Genomic DNA, 17,048 nt, shown 5'->3' on the forward strand with positions numbered 1-17,048 from the left:
ATTCCGTCACCATTCCGTAGGCTGATGACAGTATTATTAAATCGTTTTTAATGACAACCAAACTGAAATATAGTAGAATCCTTCTATTGTACCAATTTTAGGAAGTACGCAAAAACAGGCAGGTCAGATGAATTCATAGGAAATGGAGCAGGACACGATGAACGAAAGATATAAGGACTTACAATTGGCGGAACAGGGCGCACGACTCAGCATGGTTGCCTATGTCACTCTCTCTTTCGCAAAACTTTTCATCGGGAATGCCTTCGGATCGGCCTCTCTGAGTGCCGATGGGCTGAACAATTTCACGGACGTCATCTCCACGGTCGCTGTCATGATTGGCTTACGGATCGCCCGCCGACCGGCTGATGAGGATCATCCTTATGGCCATTGGAAAGCCGAGACGATAGCTAGCCTCTCCACTTCCTTCATTATGCTTTTGGTCGGCCTGCAGGTGCTCTTCTCAAGTTTTTCGAAACTGACCGGAGGAGAGTTCACCACACCTGATATCGTATCCGGTGTTACCGCCCTGATTGCAGGGTTTATCATGATAGGTGTCTACATATTCAACAATCGACTCGCAAACCGCATCAACAGCATCGGTTTGGCCGCTTCCGCAAAAGACAACCTGAGCGATGCCCTGACCAGTTTTGCGGCGGCAATCGCCATTTTCGGCTCCATCTTCGGTCTGTATTGGTTGGACGGCGTCATGGCTGTCATCGTAGGGGTCGTCATCATCAAAACGGCAATCGATATCTTCCGCGAGAGTGCTTTCTCCTTGTCCGATGGTTTCGAAACGAATTATTTAACCGAATACCGACAAGCCATCCTCGACATTCCTGACGTCCAACAAGTGACGACCATAGCTGCGCGCAGCTATGGAGCAAATGTCTATGTTGATGTGACCATTCTGCTGGATGCGGAGCTGACAGTGCTGCGCAGCCATGAAATCACGGAAGAAGTCGAGGAGCGCTTGCGCAAGGCATTCAATGTTTTCGAAACAGATGTCCATGTAGAACCTCTAACACACTGATGTTACAAGTTTTATAGGCCGGGCATCATTTTGATGGTATAATAACAGACGGATTTATACAGATTATTTTGGCGGACGCAGCTGTCATCAAGATCTGTCCGTCTTTTTTTTTGGAAAAAATACATTTATTGGGAGTGACTTATGAAAGAAGAGAAACATTACGGCTTATTCACCGCTGTATCCATGATTGTCGGCATCTGCGTCGGATCAGGGATCTTTTTCAAAGCCGATGATATTTTGGGAGCGACCGGAGGAAACGTAGCATTAGGGATTTTGGTTTTCTGTATCGGCGCGTTCAGCATCATTTTCGGGAGCATCACACTGACGCAATTGGCTAACCGGACGGAAAAAACCGGCGGCGTCGTCGCTTATTTCGAGGAGTTCATCTCTGATAAAGCAGCGAGCGCGTTCGGCTGGTTCCAATTGTTCGTCTACCTTCCGACGATCACCGTCGTCGTGAGTTGGGTATCCGGCATCTACACCTGCATGCTTTTGGGTCTGCCGAACACATTGGAAACACAGACACTGATCGGGACGGGTTACATGGCGTTCTTCTTCTTGTTGAATTATTTTTCGCTCAGATTGGGCGGCTATTTCCAGAACCTCGCCACCATAATGAAACTGATCCCGCTGATTGCCATCGCTATTGTTGGGGTTTTTTGGAAAGAACCGGCTCCGATCGTTCCTCCCGAATTGGCTGTTCCGATCACGAACGTGGGCTGGGGTTGGTTGGCTGCATTGGCGCCGATGGCCTTCTCCTACGATGGCTGGACCATCGCAACAAACATCACGCATGAAGTAAAGAATCCCAAACGGACGATGCCATTGGCTTTGACCATCGGACCTTTGGTTGTGTTGGCCATCTATTTGACCTATTTCAGCGGCTTGGTCTCCATCGCCGGCTCCGAATACATCTTGGCGGTGGGCGATGAAGCCACCACAACCATCGGTATTTCCTTGCTGGGCGAACGCGGCGGCAGCATCATTCTTTCCTTTGTATTGATCGCTATCTTGGGCGTAACGAACGGCGTAATAATGGGTATGCTGCGTTTGCCTCAAGCACTGGCAGAAAAAAACATGCTGCCAAACAGCTCTAAGGTAAAACGGATCGATCCAAAGAGCCTACTGTCCCCGGCAGCCGCACAAATTGCCTTTGCGGTATCCCTTGTGTGGATGGTGTTACACTATTTGAGCCAAAAATCCGGGATTCTGGGTGGCGGAGATGTCAGCGAAATCGCGATTGTCTTCAGTTATATGACTTATGTCATCCTTTATCTGAAAGTCATCAGCATGAAAAAAGAAGGTGTCATCACCAGTTCTTTCTTCGGTTCGATCACGCCGGTATTCGCGATCATGGGCTCTGCCATCATTCTGATCGGCGGCATCGTGTCCAATCCGACTTATGTGCCGATTTTCATCCTGTTCTGCTTCGCGGTTTGCTTCATCGGCTATAAATATTACGAGAAAAAAATTACGGCATAATAGTGAAGGGCTGTCTCCAATTGCGGGGGGCAGCCCTTCTTCGTTGCCTCAGCATTTGGAGGGTAGCGTAAGGTGGAATCGAGCGCCCAGCTCCGGTCAGGATGTCGCTCCCCGGAGAAGGGAGATAACCATCATGGTATACTCCTGCGAGGCCTTGCTCGCCGGAGCTAACGCTCAAACTGCCCGGAAAATAAGAAAGTGGAGCTGCCCCGCGATGGGACAGCTCCACTTTTTGAGTGCATTTAGTTTTTGAATGAGTGGATCGGTGCCGGACTGCGTCCACCACGATTGATGAAGTCAGCAGAGCTTTCTTTGTGGACCGGCATTACCGGAGCGCGTCCAAGCAGGCCGCCGAATTCAACGAAATCACCCACACCACAGCCGATTGCCGGAATCACGCGGACAGCGGTCGTTTTGTTGTTTTGAACACCGATTGCGGCTTCATCAGCGATCATGGCCGCGATTGTCGTTGCAGGCGTGTCACCAGGGATGGCGATCATATCCAAACCAACCGAGCAGATGGCAGTCATCGCCAGCAACATATCCAAACTGATTTGGTTTGCTGCCGCAGCATCAATCATGCGGTGGTCTTCCGATACGGGAATGAACGAACCCGAAAGTCCGCCGACATGGCTGCATGCCATTACGCCACCCTTTTTGACTGCATCATTCAATACAGCTAGAGCAGCGACTGTTCCGTGGGTACCGACTACACCCAAACCGAATTCTTCAAGGATTTCACCGACAGAGTCGCCGACTGCAGGTGTCGGAGCCAAAGCCAAGTCGACGATGCCGAAGGGCACGCCCAATTTTTGGGAAGCGATGTTCCCGACCAATTGACCCATGCGGGTGATCTGGAAGGCTGCTTTCTTGATTGTATCGGCAACGATGTCCATCGGTTCGCCTTTTACTTTTTCCAAAGCACGTTTGACGACACCAGGGCCGGAAATGCCGACGTGGATTTCACAATCTGCTTCTTCCACCCCATGATAAGCGCCTGCCATAAAGGGATTGTCACCTACTGAGTTTGCGAATACTACTAATTTCGCACAACCGAATCCGTTTCTGTCGGCTGTTTTTTCCGCTGTGGCAAGTACGATTTCACCCATCAATTTCACAGCATCCATATTGATGCCCGCTTTAGTGGAGCCGATGTTCACGCTGCTGCAGACCTTATCCGTCACTGCTAGAGCTTCCGGAATCGAATCAATCAGGATTTTGTCGCCTTTGTTGTAGCCTTTTTCGACCAATGCAGAGAATCCGCCGATGAAGTCGACGCCGACTTCCTTCGCCGCAGCATCCAATGTTTTTGCGTATGCCACGTAGTCCGTGTCATCGCTTGCGCCAGCAATCAAGGCGATCGGTGTGACCGAAATCCGTTTGTTCGTGATCGGAACGCCGTACGTATCTTCGATTTCCTGCGCTATGCTGACCAGGTTCTTCGCTTTGGTGGTGATTTTTTTGTATATTCTTTCACGAGCTTTTTCGCCATCGCTGTCGATGCAGTCCAATAAAGAAATCCCCATGGTGATGGTACGGATATCCAAATTGTCCTCTTCGAACATTCGGATGGTGTCCAAGATATTGTCAGTTCTTAACATTCAAATGTCCCCCTAGATCCGATGCATTGCATGGAATGTGTCTTCTGCCTGTAAACGGATGACCAAGCCTTGTTCTTCTTCAACTTTTTTCATCGCTTCTTTTACTTCTCTGACTGAATTTTTTGATTCATTCAATTCGACCATCAAAATCATGGTGAAGTATTCATCCATGATGGTCTGTGAGATATCCAAAATATTTACGCCCAGACGCGCCAATTCCACCGCTACGCTCGCTACGATTCCGGTATGGTCTTTACCTGTTACGGTCATGATTGCTCTCATTTTTTTCGCCCCTGCTTCTTTAGTTTTTTGTCGAGTCCATTATACCATTTTAAGCCAATATGAAAATCCAATTAAAATTTTTATGTTTCCTATTCTATCACATCTAAAGGGAATGACTACTGTTTTTTTGGGAAACACAAAACAGTAACCGCTCTCTAATTGGATTTTTCTGTGTTCTTTCCCGAAACACGAAAATTGTTGCAGATGCTGCATTAAATCTATCGTTTTTTGGGAATAATTGCTACACTGGATATAAGCAAGTTCCAATCAAATATCAAGGAGGTTTTCCTATGCAATTGATTCATTTTTCAGAAGACGGCCAAAGCCGCATCGGCATCAAGACGGAGCAGGGTTTCCTGAACGTCGCCAAAGTGGCTGTAGCTTTATCGCTGCCTTTCCCTTCCTATATAGACGATGTGCTGAAGGATCCGGAACAGGCTGCCCAATTGGCCGCCATTCTGGCCCAAGCTGAAACGCTGACGGATCCAGCCTACTATGTTTCCATGGATGAGGTCACATTCCTGCCCGTCCTCTCCCGTCCAGGCAAAATCCTCTGCATCGGCAAGAACTATGCCGCCCATGTCGCGGAAACGAAAAGTGAAGCCCCGAAAAAACCGCTTGTCTTCAGCAAATTCACGAGCGCTTTGGCTGCCCATAAAGAAGGCATTCCGATTCCGGTGAACACCAGCAAGGTAGATTACGAAGTCGAACTGGTGGCAGTCATCGGCAAAAAAGCTTATTGCGTCTCCCCGGAAGAAGCTCTTGAGCACGTAGCGGGCTATACAATCGGCAACGACGTGACCGCACGCGACTGGCAAAAAGGCTCTCCGCAATGGTTATTAGGAAAGTCCCCGGATAAATTCGCGCCGCTCGGACCGGTCTACGTGACCGCCGATGAGATCGATCCGAGAAATCTGGACATTTCGCTTAAACTGAACAACGAGGTTCGCCAGAACAGCAACACGAAGCATCTCATTTTCGACATCGCGACAATCGTTTCCTACATCTCCCAGCACTTTGCGCTGGAACCCGGCGACATCATCTTCACCGGAACACCGGACGGGGTCATCCTTGGTTACCCGGAAGACGAACAAGTCTGGCTGAAACCCGGCGATGTCATCGAATCCACCATCGAAGGCATCGGGACATTGGTGAATACTTTCCGATAGAAAACAGCCAAAAGGCCGCCGCATCATCCTGAACAGGATCATGCGGCGGCCTTTTCTTTCCTGAAATGGATCTGTTTAAAACGTCGGTTCGGTCCCGACCGCCTGCAGTTGGAAATGCATCATTTCCATCGCCTGCAGTAGCGCCTCGGCTGTATCCAGAGAGGTCAGGCACGGCAGATTGTTGTCCGCGGCTTCGCGGCGGATGAAATAGCCGTCGGTTTCCTCGGTCTTGCCTTCGGTCATCGTATTGATGATGAACTGGATCTCTCCGTCATGCATGCGTTTCAGGATATTTTCCCTTTTCGCCTCGCCGTTTTGGAGGATCGTAACCGGTACTTGCGCCTCCAGCAAGGCTTCCCCAGTACCCTTTGTTGCAAGCAAACGGTAGCCGACCGCAACCAAGCGTTTCGCCAGAGGCAGGATTTCGTGCTTGTCCTTGTCCGCAATCGTCAGCAGCGCCGTACCGTACTCGGGGATCTCAATATTGGCGGCCCGGAAAGCTTTGTACAGTGCTTTGGAAAGGATGACATCTTTTCCGATGATCTCCCCTGTGGACTTCATTTCCGGCCCCAGAACGGTGTCGACTTTCTTCAGTTTGTTGAAACTGAAGACCGGCATCTTCACGTATACCCCGGATTTGGACGGAACCAACCCGGTCCGGTAGCCTTGATCTTTCAGTTTGATGCCCAGGATGCCTTGCATCGCCAAGTTCGCCATCGGGATGCCGGTCACCTTGCTCAGGAACGGGATCGTCCGGCTCGCGCGCGGATTCACTTCGATGATGTAGACGACGCCTTCGCTGATGACGAACTGGATGTTCACCAAACCGATGGTGTTCAGGCCTTGCGCCACGCGAATCGTGTAGTCTTCGATCGTTTGGATCAGTTCAGGTGACAAGTTTTGCGGCGGGTAAACAGCGATCGAGTCGCCCGAGTGGACGCCGGCGCGTTCGATGTGTTCCATGATGCCCGGGATCAGGACGGTTTCGCCGTCGCAGATCGCATCGACTTCCAGCTCTTGTCCGATCAGGTAATGATCGACCAGGACTGGACGTTCCGGACTGGCCACGACCGCTTCACGCATGTATTTCTCAAGGTCGGCTTGGTTGTAGACGATCTGCATCGCCCGGCCGCCCAATACGTAGGACGGACGCACCAAGACCGGATAGCCGATTTCGTCGGCAACTGCGACCGCTTCTTCAACGGTCACGGCTGTTTTGCCGGGTGCTTGCGGGATATCCAAGTCGCGCAACAACTGTTCGAACAGCTTGCGGTCTTCAGCGCGGTCCAGATCTTCCAGGCTCGTGCCCAGGATCTTGACGCCGTTTTTCACCAATTTGTCGGCCAGGTTGATGGCCGTTTGGCCACCGAACTGCACAACGACGCCCAACGGTTGTTCCAGGTCGATGATGGCCATCACGTCTTCTTCGGTCAATGGTTCGAAATACAGCTTGTCGGAGATCGAGAAGTCCGTCGAAACGGTTTCCGGGTTGTTGTTGACGACGATCGCTTCATAGCCGGCTTCCTGGATTGCCCAGACTGCATGCACAGTTGCGTAGTCGAACTCGACCCCTTGCCCGATACGGATCGGACCGGAGCCCAAGACGATGACTTTTTCGCGGTCGCTCGGGAAAGATTCCTGTTCCATCTCATACGTGCTGTAGAAGTACGGTGTGAAGGATTCGAATTCGCCCGCACACGTATCCACCATCTTGAAGACAGGGACGATGCCGTTGGCTTTACGCAACGCGTAGATGTCTTCCGAAGCCATGCCCCACAATTCAGCGATGATTTCATCGCTGAAGCCGTATTTCTTCGCTTCGCGCAGGATTTCCAAGTCTTTCGGTTCAGCTGCCGCCACTTCCTTCTCCAAGTCGATGATGTGCTTGAATTTGTACAGGAAGAAGTAGTCGATTTCGCTCCATTCATGGATCGTTTCCGGTGTCACGCCGCGGCGCAACGCTTCTCCCAGGCAGAAAAGACGTTCGTCGCAAGCGACTCGGATGTTCTGTTCGATTTCTTCCATCGTCACGGTCTGGCCTTGGTCTTTCGGCAACGCCAGATGGTTGACGCCGTATTCCAAAGAACGGACGGCTTTCAGCATCGATTCCTCGAACGTACGGCCCATGGCCATAACTTCGCCTGTCGCTTTCATCTGTGTGCCGAGGGTGCGGTCGCCCTTTTCGAATTTATCGAACGGGAAACGCGGGATTTTGGATACGATGTAGTCCAAAGCCGGCTCGAAAGCCGCGTAAGACGTGCCCGTGACCGGGTTCTTCATTTCATCCAAAGTCAGGCCGACAGCGATCTTCGCCGCCATTTTCGCGATCGGGTAACCGGTCGCTTTACTCGCCAAAGCCGAAGAACGGCTGACGCGCGGGTTCACTTCGATGATGTAGTAGTCGAACGAGTACGGATCCAATGCCAACTGCACATTGCAGCCGCCTTCGATTTTCAGGGCGCGGATGATCTGCAGGGAGACATCGCGCAACATTTGGTACTCTTTGTCGGATAAGGTTTGGGAAGGCGCCACGACGATTGAATCGCCTGTGTGGACGCCGACCGGATCGATGTTTTCCATGTTGCAGACTACGATGGCGTTGTCGTTGCTGTCGCGCATCACTTCATATTCAATTTCCTTGAAGCCGGCGATCGATTTTTCCAACAGACATTGTGTCACCGGTGAGTAGCGCAAACCGTTGGCCACGATTTCATGTAGGTCAGCTTCATTATGGCAGATGCCGCCGCCGGTGCCGCCCATTGTGAAGGCAGGACGGACGATCAACGGATACCCGACTTCCGCCGCGAAGCGAAGTGCCTCGTCGACGGTGTGGATGATGTCGCTCTCCGGAACCGGCTGATTCAATTCCGCCATCAATTGACGGAACAGATCACGGTCTTCGGCTTGTTGGATGGAAGTCAGTTTCGTGCCAAGCAACTCGACCTTGTACTCGTCCAGAATGCCGGCTTCGTCCAACTCCACCGCCATATTCAAACCGGTCTGGCCGCCCAACGTCGGCAACAAGGCATCCGGACGCTCTTTGCGGATGATGTTCGCGATGAACTCCAACGTCAGTGGTTCCATGTAGACTTTATCAGCGATCTCAACGTCCGTCATGATCGTGGCGGGATTAGAGTTGACCAGGATGACTTTGTATCCTTCTTCTCTTAAAGCTACGCATGCCTGCGTACCGGCATAGTCAAATTCCGCGGCTTGGCCGATGATGATAGGTCCCGAGCCGATCACGAGGATCGTCTTGATATCTGTTCGTTTAGGCATGCTTTACCGTCCTTTCTTTAAGCTTCAATTGTTTGAAAAACTTCATCCATCACTGCAACAGCCTTGTCGATTTCCGCGCTGGTCACATTCAGCGGCGGAAGGAAACGCAATACCGTATCATGCGTGCAGTTGATGATGACGCCCTTTTCCATGCACTTCGCGACGATGTCGGCTCCCTTCATCGCCAGTTCCATCCCGAGCAGCAAGCCTTTGCCGCGCACATCGAGGATAAAATCATATTTTTCCTTGAATGCCACTAATTTCTCTTCGAAATAGCGGCCCATCTCATTGACGTTCGCCAGGATATTCTCGTCTTCGATCGCTTGCATGGTTGCGAAAGCTGCCGCACAGACAAGCGGATTGCCGCCGAAAGTTGAACCATGATCGCCCGGTTTGAAATGGGAAGCGACAGCATCCTTAGCCAACAGCGCGCCGATCGGAACGCCATTACCCAAAGCCTTCGCCAACGTCATCACATCCGGTTCCACACCGTAGCCTTCGTAGGCGAACCACTTGCCGGTGCGGCCCATCCCGGTTTGGACTTCATCAAAGATCAACAGGATATCCTTTTCGTCACAGAGCGCACGCACTTGCTCCAGGTAGGCTTGATCGCCCACGTAGACGCCGCCTTCGCCCTGGATCGGCTCCAAAAGGATTGCGCATGTCTTTTCCGTAACTTTGGCGGCCAAAGCCTCAAAGTCATTGAAAGGAACATAGTGGAAACCTTCCAGGAACGGATCGTAATCTTTATGGAATTGCTTTTGGCCGGTCGCCGTCAACGTCGCCATCGTACGGCCGTGGAAGGAATTATCCGCTGTGATGATTTCGTAGCAGCCTTCACCGTGGACTTCGCGTCCGTATTTGCGCGCCAATTTGATGGCCCCTTCATTGGCTTCCGCGCCGCTGTTGCCGAAAAAGACCTTATCCAAAACGGAATTCGTGATCAGTTTTTCCGCCAACTGCACTTGCGGCTCAATCCAATAAAAGTTCGAGCAGTGGACCAGTTTGGCCGCCTGTTCCGCTATCGCAGCCGTCACTTTCGGATGATTATGTCCTAACGCGTTCACGGCGATGCCTGCCAGGAAATCCAAATATTGCTTGCCGTCCGCATCCTTCAGGTAGCTGCCTTGTCCTTCGACCATACAGATGGCTCCGCGGTTGAAAGTATTCATCAAGTAGGCTTGCCCTTTTGTTTTTATCTCTTCATTCATTATTCCAGTACCCCTTCCTTCTCACGATCGATCATCGTGCCGATCCCTTCGTCGAAAAACACTTCCAACAAAATCGAGTGGCGCAAACGGCCATCGATGATGTGCGCTCCGTCCACACCGCCTCGCAATGCGTCGATGCAGCAGTCAACCTTCGGCACCATTCCGCCTGAGATGACGCCATCCGCTTCCAATGCTTCGATCTCATCAAGCGTGATCCGAGAGATCAGGGAATCCTTATCATGGTAATCGCGGAAAATCCCTTCCACGTCAGTCAGCAGGATGAATTTATTTGCCTGAACGGCCTTCGCTATAGCGCCGGCTACATAATCGGCGTTGATGTTGTAGCTCATCCCGTCCTTGCCCATACCGATGGAAGAAATGATCGGGATATAGCCGCTGTAGATGAGCGAATCCAGCATTTCCTTGTTGACTGCTTCCACTTCGCCCACATAGCCGATGTCGATTTTTTCGCCGTTCTTTTCCAGATATTTTTTGCGCGCTTGGATCAGATTGCCGTCTTTACCTGACAAGCCGATGCCTTTGCCGCCGAGCTGGTTCAGGGTGCCGACGATATCCTTGTTGACTTTGCCCGCCAACACCATTTCGACGATTTCCATCGTCTCTTTGTCCGTCACGCGCAGCCCCTGCTCGAAGTGGCTCTCGACCTTCAGTTTTTTCAGCATATCGTTGATGGCCGGTCCGCCGCCATGGACAAGGATAGGGTGCATCCCCACCGATTTCATCAATAATAAATCCTGCATGACGGCTTTTTTCAGCTCTTCATTGATCATGGCATTGCCGCCGTATTTGATGACGATGATCTTATCGCGGAAACGGTTGACGTAAGGCAGTACTTCGACAAGCATTTCGGCTTTTTCACAATTGCTCTTATTCATCTTCATCCCGCTCAACTCCTGTAATCCGCATTTATTTTCACGTAGTCGTAAGAGAAGTCGCATGTCCACGTGCTGGCGGCTTCTGTTCCCAGATGCAGGTCGATCAAAATATTGATTTCATCTGCTTCCAATATTTTTTTCGCAAGTTCTTCATCGAAGACTACGCCCATCCCTGCTTCGCAAAGCTTGATTTCGCCGTTCTTGCTTGAGAACGCGATATCAATCACATCGGCATCGAAGTATTCCGTGTCCGCATAACCGGCAGCCGTGATGACACGACCCCAGTTGGCATCCTCGCCGAACATCGCCGTCTTCACTAAACTTGATGTAGCAACCGATTTGCCGATCGAAACGGCATCAGCCATTGTCTTCGCGCCGGAAACCAGCACCTCGACAAATTTTGTCGCTCCTTCACCGTCCTTGACCAACAGCTGCGCCAATTGGGAGCAGATGGATAGGACACCCGCTTCAACTTCGGCATAGCCTGCATCATCAGCCGAAACAATCAGCGGATTATCCAGTTTGCCGGTTGCAGCGACAAAGACGGAATCGTTCGTGCTCGTGTCCCCATCGATGGTAGCGTGGTTGAAGGTCGCGTCAGCGGCTTTCAGTAACATCGCGTGTAAGGCTGTTTGACCGATTGCGACATCAGTTGTGATGTAGCCCAGCATCGTGCCAAGGTTCGGATGGATCATCCCGGATCCCTTGACCATTCCGCCGATGGTAGCCGTCTTGCCGGCGACTTCAAAGGTGAAGCTGACTTCTTTCGGAACCGTATCAGTCGTCATGATTGCTTTGCTGGCTGCAGCACCGCCGAATTCGGAAACTTCCGGTGCGATTTCCTTGATCCCTTTTTTCATTGTCTCCATGTTCATGAACATCCCGATGACGCCTGTCGAAGACACCAACACTTCTTCCGGTTGGATGTTCAATTCTGCAGAAAGGAGCTTCACGGTCTCTTCCACATCGGCTTTGCCTTGTTTGCCTGTACAGGCATTCGCGTTGCCGCTGTTGATCAGGATCGCCTTGAAACGGTCATGTTGCTGCAGGGCTTGTTGATCGTACTGGACCGGAGCCGCTTTGACTTTATTTTTGGTGAAGACGCCCGCAACTGTTGCCCCATCCGGGAAATACAGCAGCGCCATGTCCTTTTTGCGTTTCTTGAACCCAGCGTGAATCCCTGCGGCTTGCACACCTGCAGCGGCAGTCACACCGCTTTTATGTAATTTCTTTATCATTTCGTCCATTTCCTCCTTCAGTCTTCCGTTATTACGGGAAAAGCCCTATCATCTGTAATCCTGTCGTTTCGGCAAGTCCGAACATCAGGTTCATGTTTTGCACGGCTTGGCCGGCAGCACCCTTCATCAAGTTGTCGATGACAGATACGATGATGACCCGGCCTGTGCGTTCGTCGTAGGTGACACCCAATTGGCAGTTATTTGTGCCTTTTACCGATTTCGTCATCGGCCACATGCCCGCAGGCAGAACCTGCACAAACGGTTCGTCGGCGTAAGCTTCCTCAAAAAGAGCGTGGATTTCTTCTGCCGTATGTCCCCCGGTGACCGTCGCATAGATGGTGCTGAGTATGCCTCGGCTCATCGGCACCAGATGCGGCGTGAATTGGATCATCGTGTCCGTGCCGGCCATCTGCGTCAACAGCTGCTCGATTTCCGGTGTGTGGCGGTGATGCGCTACCCCGTAGGCTTTAAAGCTGCTTTCCACCTCAGTGAAGAGGTTCGCTACGTTGCCGGCGCGGCCCGCTCCGGATGTGCCGGATTTGGAATCGCAGACGATGCTGTTCGGCACGACCCAACCTTTTTTCATTAATGGCATCAAGCCCAATAGAATGCTTGTCACGAAGCAACCCGGGTTCGCGATGACTGTTGCATCCTTGATCGCCTCGCGGTCCCATTCGGGCAGACCGTAGACGGCTTCTTCCAAAAGTTCCGGCTCGGTGTGCGCAACTTTGTACCATTCTTCATAGACCACCGCATCCTTCAATCGGAAATCGGCTCCCAGATCGATGACTTTTTTACCTTTTTCTTTAGCTTTCTTGGCTATCGGCAACGCGTGTCCATGCGGCAAAGCCACAAAAATAATATCGCTGTCCGTCGTCACTTGTTCCAGATCCAATTCTTCACACGTGTGATCGACATTGCCCAACAGGTGCGGAAAAAGATGCTGGATCTTTTGACCCGCGTACGTGCGGGAGGTCAGATGATCCAGAACCACATCCTCGCGCAATCCCAATAATCGGACTAATTCTACCCCCGTGTAACCTGTTGCTCCAATGATACTGACATGAATCATACTTCCCATCCCCCTTTTTAAATTTGTTGCAAAAGCAGGCCAAGCCCGTTTTGCAAAGTCTTGCAGATATACAAAAAAACTTCCGTGCCTATACCAAATCAAATAGATTCAGTATAGGGACGAAAGTTCGTGGTGCCACCCTTATTCTCCAGCATGCGCGCACGCCGGACTCAAGTATTGCTACTTTTGCGATAACGGGGCAACCGGATTAAACTTTATGGTTCACATTCAGCTTATCAACTCAAAGTTCCTGTTCATCCATCGCGGTTGACCTTGCTTTCACCCTCCAAGGTTCGCTTCACTGTGCAAATGGACTACTCTTCTTGTCAAAGTTTTTATTTGTTTTAGATGTTGTTTGACATTTGCATTAAATTTATCATCTGTTTTTCACTTTGTCAATCAAACTTTTGGAATAAATAAATTTCCTAAGGTCGCAGCCATGATTGCCTTGATGGAATGCATGCGATTTTCGGCTTGTTCAAACTGAAGACCATGCTTGCTGCGGAAGGCCGCGTCGGTCACTTCCATCTCGCGCATGCCGAATGTTTCCGCGATTTCCTGGCCATATTGCGTTTTTGTATCGTGGAAAGCCGGCAGGCAGTGCAACATGATCACATCATCATTGCCAGTCTTCTCAATCATCTCCATATTGATCTGATAAGGTGTCAACAATTCAATACGCTCCGCAAATTTATCTTCTTCACCCATCGATACCCATACATCGGTGTAAAGCACATCTGCCGCTTTCACGCCTTGGGCTACATCGGCCGTGATTTCGATTTTGCTGCCGCTCTTTTCAGCGAATTTCTGCGCCATCTCAACCAATTCATCGGTCGGGAACAACGATTCCGGCGCGCAGATCGTGACGTTGACACCCAGGATAGCGCCGGTAACCAACAAGCTGTTGGCGACATTATTGCGTCCATCCCCGACATAAACCAACTTAAGTCCGGCCAACTTGCCGAAATGCTCTTTGACCGTCAGGAAATCGGCGATCATTTGGGTCGGATGCCAGTCATCGGTCAAGCCGTTCCACACCGGTACACCGGCATATTTCGCCAAATCTTCGACGGTTTTTTGGCTGAAGCCGCGGAATTCGATGCCGTCGAACATGCTGCCGAGCACTTTAGCGGTATCTTCAACGGATTCCTTTTTGCCCAATTGGATATCATTTTTCCCGAGATATTCAGGATGCGCCCCAAGATCGATGGCAGCCACTGTAAAAGCGGCTCTGGTGCGAGTGGATGCTTTTTCGAATAATAGGCAGATGTTCTTGCCTTCAAGATAACGGTGCGGGATATTTCGTTTCTTCAGATCCTTCAGATGTGCCGAAAAATCAATCAGATACTCCAATTCTTCCCGAGTGAAATCTTTTTCCGCCAATAAGCTTCTTCCTTGAAATACTTGTTCCAAATTCTGCCATCCCCTTTTAATTATATTCTCACTCTCGTTCTTATGAACAATCATTTCCGAGTCATGATGCGACTATTATTGGACTCATTTTATACCCAATTCTAATCAATTACAAACTTTATTTTAATTATATGTATAGAATAAGGCCCGATTCATCGAGCGAAAGACTGGCCCTTGGCGCTGCCCGAACCAGTCTGTTGGTGAACATTTGTTTGCGAAATTTTAATTTGACAATAGTACTGATTGGGATTATCCTAGAGACAACTTAATTGAATAGTCTTCAGGGACGGGTGAAAATCCCTACCGGTGGTAAAGCCCACGAGCCTTTAAAGCAGATTCGGTTAAATTCCGAAGCCGACAGTCAGAGTCTGGATGAAAGAAGACAAGAACCATTTATCGAATGGCACGCTACGTTTATTTGTCATACAAAAAACGTTTTCGCGCCATCCGTTCATGAATCGGAACGTCAATCCCTGGGTGTAGTCTATGCCCAGGGATTTTTGGCTTTATTTAGCTGGCCTTCCTTTGTCGAGCCCTGAAGCAGAAACTGTTCAGGGCTCTTTATTTTGGAAAAGGGAGGCACACAAAGATGCAAGATAAGGATACACACTTTATGCAAATGGCTCTGGAACTGGCGGAGAAAGGCCGCGGGGCCGTCGCGCCAAATCCGATGGTCGGCGCCATCATCGTCAAGGACGGACGCATCATCGGATCCGGCTACCACGAAAAATTCGGGGAAGGCCATGCTGAAGTGAACGCGTTCCGCTCGGCAACAGAAGATGTGGCCGGCGCGACCATCTACGTGACCTTGGAACCCTGCTCCCATTACGGCAAAACACCGCCCTGCTCCGACAAGATCATCGAAAAGAAAATCGGGCGGGTCGTCATCGCGGCTTTGGATCCCAATCCGTTGGTTTCCGGGCGCGGCGTCAAGAAACTGCAGGCTGCCGGCATTGAAGTGGTGACAGGCGTCCTGGCCGAAGAAAGCATCCGTTTGAATGAAATATTCATGAAATACATCGTCAAAAAAGAGCCTTTCGTCATCATGAAAGCAGCGATGTCCCTGGACGGAAAGATCGCGACCCGGACCGGAGAATCGCAATGGATCACCGGACCTGCCGCTAGGGAACGCGTGCATCAACTGCGCAACGCCCTCACCGGCATCATGGTCGGCGTCCAGACCGTCATCATGGACGATCCGCAGCTGACCTCCCGCATTCCGGGAGGAAAAAATCCGGTGCGGATCATCGTCGACAGCACCTTGCGCATCCCGCTGGAAGCAAAAGTGCTCCAAAACCAGGATGTGGCCAAGACTCTTATCGCAACGACAGAACGGGCAGACCGCAGCAAGGCAGCCCGGATCGAAGAATCCGGCATCGAGCTTTTGACCGTACCCGACAAAGACGGCCAGACCGACCTGAAGGCGCTGATGAGCGCCCTCGGGGAGCGCGGCATCGACAGCATCCTCCTGGAAGGCGGCGCGACTTTGAACTTTTCTGCCCTGCAGGCGGGCATCGTCGACAAAGTGCAAGTCTACGTCGCTCCGAAATTGATCGGCGGGGAAACGGCAAAAACACCTGTCGGCGGAGATGGCATCGAGAAGCTGAGCCAAGCTTTTAGCGTGATCGAGTTGAAGGCCAGCACCGTCGGGGAAGACATCCTCTTGGAAGGCTACATTTCCAAGAACGAATAATAGAGGAAAGTGGGAGGAAATTCATGTTTACTGGAATCATCGAAGAAGTCGGCACCTTAAAAGGCATCCGCCATGGGCAAAAATCTTCCGTCGTCACTGTCGGCGGCAAAAAAGTGCTGATCGGGACAAAAATCGGCGACAGCATTTCCACCAACGGCGTCTGCCTGACGGTAACGAAGCTGCATAAGGATGCCTTCGATGCGGACGTCATGCCGGAAACACTGCAGCGCTCCAATCTAGGCGCCCTGCAGATGGGCGGCCGCGTCAATCTGGAACGGGCATTGCAGCTTGATACCCGCCTAGGCGGGCACATCGTCAGCGGCCACATCGACGGCACCGGATCGATCAAGGAATACCGCAAGGACGATAATGCCGTCTGGATCACCATATCAGCCGGCCCCGAACTGCTCCGCTACATCATCGAAAAAGGCTCGATCACCATCGACGGCGTCAGCCTGACTGTGGCGACGGTCGACAGCGGCTCGTTCCAGGTATCCATCATTCCCCATACCGGAGCGGAGACGATCCTGCTCGAGAAGAAGTTGGGCGACACGGTCAATCTGGAGTGCGACATCATCGGAAAATACGTGGAAAAACTGCTGGGCCTGAGCCCTAAAACACAAACAAAACAAAGCAACCTATCTGAAGCTTTCTTGCAAGAGAACGGCTTTTTCTGAAAGAA

The 17,048-nt window shown here is 51.1% G+C and carries 13 protein-coding genes, 1 riboswitch and 1 other annotated feature; of the genes, 5 read left to right on the top strand and 8 right to left on the bottom strand.

The features are described from left to right. The first annotated feature begins 157 nt into the window (after nt 1-157). Together ACKPBX_RS07700 and ACKPBX_RS07705 are read left to right on the top strand one after the other, a co-directional pair. Entirely contained in the window at nt 158-1,030 is an 873-nt protein-coding gene (locus ACKPBX_RS07700) for a cation diffusion facilitator family transporter (protein ID WP_086628748.1), read from the top strand. Between the two features lie 141 nt (nt 1,031-1,171). Further along, nucleotides 1,172-2,512, top strand: a complete 1,341-nt coding sequence (locus ACKPBX_RS07705) for an APC family permease (RefSeq protein ID WP_140187053.1) — start codon at nt 1,172-1,174, stop codon at nt 2,510-2,512. 242 nt (nt 2,513-2,754) lie between these two features. On the opposite strand, the gene ACKPBX_RS07710 is transcribed toward ACKPBX_RS07705, so the two are convergent. Further along, the gene (locus ACKPBX_RS07710; RefSeq protein WP_319995048.1) at nt 2,755-4,113 is read right to left on the bottom strand and encodes a PFL family protein; all 1,359 of its coding nucleotides are present in this window, start codon (nt 4,111-4,113) and stop codon (nt 2,755-2,757) included. Between the two features lie 12 nt (nt 4,114-4,125). Continuing rightward, a complete protein-coding gene (locus tag ACKPBX_RS07715; protein WP_086628745.1) occupies nt 4,126-4,395 on the bottom strand; it encodes an ACT domain-containing protein in 270 nt (89 codons plus the stop codon). Between the two features lie 290 nt (nt 4,396-4,685). On the opposite strand from ACKPBX_RS07715, the gene ACKPBX_RS07720 reads away from it, so the two are divergent. Then, a complete protein-coding gene (locus ACKPBX_RS07720; protein ID WP_319995049.1) occupies nt 4,686-5,564 on the top strand; it encodes a fumarylacetoacetate hydrolase family protein in 879 nt (292 codons plus the stop codon). A 75-nt stretch (nt 5,565-5,639) separates the two neighbouring features. Here ACKPBX_RS07720 and carB read toward each other — a convergent pair whose 3' ends face one another. The 6 genes from carB to argF all read right to left on the bottom strand — a co-directional run bounded on the left by carB (nt 5,640) and on the right by argF (nt 14,673). Further along, nucleotides 5,640-8,843 carry a carbamoyl-phosphate synthase large subunit gene (gene carB / locus ACKPBX_RS07725; protein ID WP_319995050.1) on the bottom strand — a complete coding sequence of 1,068 codons (3,204 nt, stop codon included), beginning with the start codon at nt 8,841-8,843 and terminating at the stop codon, nt 5,640-5,642. 17 nt (nt 8,844-8,860) lie between these two features. Further along, complete coding sequence (locus tag ACKPBX_RS07730) at nt 8,861-10,054, bottom strand: acetylornithine transaminase (RefSeq protein WP_086628742.1); 1,194 nt, start codon at nt 10,052-10,054, stop codon at nt 8,861-8,863. Next, on the bottom strand, nt 10,054-10,956 hold the full coding sequence (gene argB / locus ACKPBX_RS07735) for an acetylglutamate kinase (RefSeq protein WP_219582369.1): 903 nt from the start codon (nt 10,954-10,956) through the stop codon (nt 10,054-10,056). Before argB ends, ACKPBX_RS07730 begins: the two co-directional genes overlap by 1 nt. Before the next feature lie 5 nt (nt 10,957-10,961). Further along, nucleotides 10,962-12,188: a bifunctional glutamate N-acetyltransferase/amino-acid acetyltransferase ArgJ gene (gene argJ / locus ACKPBX_RS07740; RefSeq protein WP_319995051.1), complete on the bottom strand. Its 1,227-nt coding sequence runs from the start codon at nt 12,186-12,188 to the stop codon at nt 10,962-10,964. A gap of 31 nt (nt 12,189-12,219) precedes the next feature. Further along, nucleotides 12,220-13,260 carry an N-acetyl-gamma-glutamyl-phosphate reductase gene (gene argC / locus ACKPBX_RS07745; protein WP_119092455.1) on the bottom strand — a complete coding sequence of 347 codons (1,041 nt, stop codon included), beginning with the start codon at nt 13,258-13,260 and terminating at the stop codon, nt 12,220-12,222. A gap of 112 nt (nt 13,261-13,372) precedes the next feature. Further along, nucleotides 13,373-13,599 (bottom strand) — a binding site (T-box leader). A gap of 60 nt (nt 13,600-13,659) precedes the next feature. Next, on the bottom strand, nt 13,660-14,673 hold the full coding sequence (gene argF / locus ACKPBX_RS07750; RefSeq protein ID WP_086628739.1) for an ornithine carbamoyltransferase: 1,014 nt from the start codon (nt 14,671-14,673) through the stop codon (nt 13,660-13,662). A 272-nt stretch (nt 14,674-14,945) separates the two neighbouring features. Then, nucleotides 14,946-15,061, top strand: a riboswitch (FMN riboswitch). Nucleotides 15,062-15,262: 201 nt separating this feature from the next. Here argF and ribD point away from each other — a divergent pair. Together ribD and ACKPBX_RS07760 are read left to right on the top strand one after the other, a co-directional pair. After that, nucleotides 15,263-16,366, top strand: a complete 1,104-nt coding sequence (ribD, locus tag ACKPBX_RS07755) for a bifunctional diaminohydroxyphosphoribosylaminopyrimidine deaminase/5-amino-6-(5-phosphoribosylamino)uracil reductase RibD (protein ID WP_319995052.1) — start codon at nt 15,263-15,265, stop codon at nt 16,364-16,366. Nucleotides 16,367-16,389: 23 nt separating this feature from the next. Further along, complete coding sequence (locus ACKPBX_RS07760) at nt 16,390-17,043, top strand: riboflavin synthase (RefSeq protein ID WP_319995053.1); 654 nt, start codon at nt 16,390-16,392, stop codon at nt 17,041-17,043. Nucleotides 17,044-17,048: the final 5 nt, after the last annotated feature.

Source organism: Trichococcus shcherbakoviae, assembly GCF_963666195.1.
Lineage (GTDB): Bacteria > Bacillota > Bacilli > Lactobacillales > Aerococcaceae > Trichococcus > Trichococcus shcherbakoviae.

Coding starts and splice junctions, on each gene's coding strand:
- ACKPBX_RS07700 (WP_086628748.1), top strand. CDS start 158: ATGAACGAAAGATATAAGGACTTACAATTGGCGGAACAGGGCGCACGA.
- ACKPBX_RS07705 (WP_140187053.1), top strand. CDS start 1,172: ATGAAAGAAGAGAAACATTACGGCTTATTCACCGCTGTATCCATGATT.
- ACKPBX_RS07710 (WP_319995048.1), bottom strand. CDS start 4,113: ATGTTAAGAACTGACAATATCTTGGACACCATCCGAATGTTCGAAGAG.
- ACKPBX_RS07715 (WP_086628745.1), bottom strand. CDS start 4,395: ATGAGAGCAATCATGACCGTAACAGGTAAAGACCATACCGGAATCGTA.
- ACKPBX_RS07720 (WP_319995049.1), top strand. CDS start 4,686: ATGCAATTGATTCATTTTTCAGAAGACGGCCAAAGCCGCATCGGCATC.
- carB (WP_319995050.1), bottom strand. CDS start 8,843: ATGCCTAAACGAACAGATATCAAGACGATCCTCGTGATCGGCTCGGGA.
- ACKPBX_RS07730 (WP_086628742.1), bottom strand. CDS start 10,054: ATGAATGAAGAGATAAAAACAAAAGGGCAAGCCTACTTGATGAATACT.
- argB (WP_219582369.1), bottom strand. CDS start 10,956: ATGAAGATGAATAAGAGCAATTGTGAAAAAGCCGAAATGCTTGTCGAA.
- argJ (WP_319995051.1), bottom strand. CDS start 12,188: ATGATAAAGAAATTACATAAAAGCGGTGTGACTGCCGCTGCAGGTGTG.
- argC (WP_119092455.1), bottom strand. CDS start 13,260: ATGATTCATGTCAGTATCATTGGAGCAACAGGTTACACGGGGGTAGAA.
- ribD (WP_319995052.1), top strand. CDS start 15,263: ATGCAAGATAAGGATACACACTTTATGCAAATGGCTCTGGAACTGGCG.
- ACKPBX_RS07760 (WP_319995053.1), top strand. CDS start 16,390: ATGTTTACTGGAATCATCGAAGAAGTCGGCACCTTAAAAGGCATCCGC.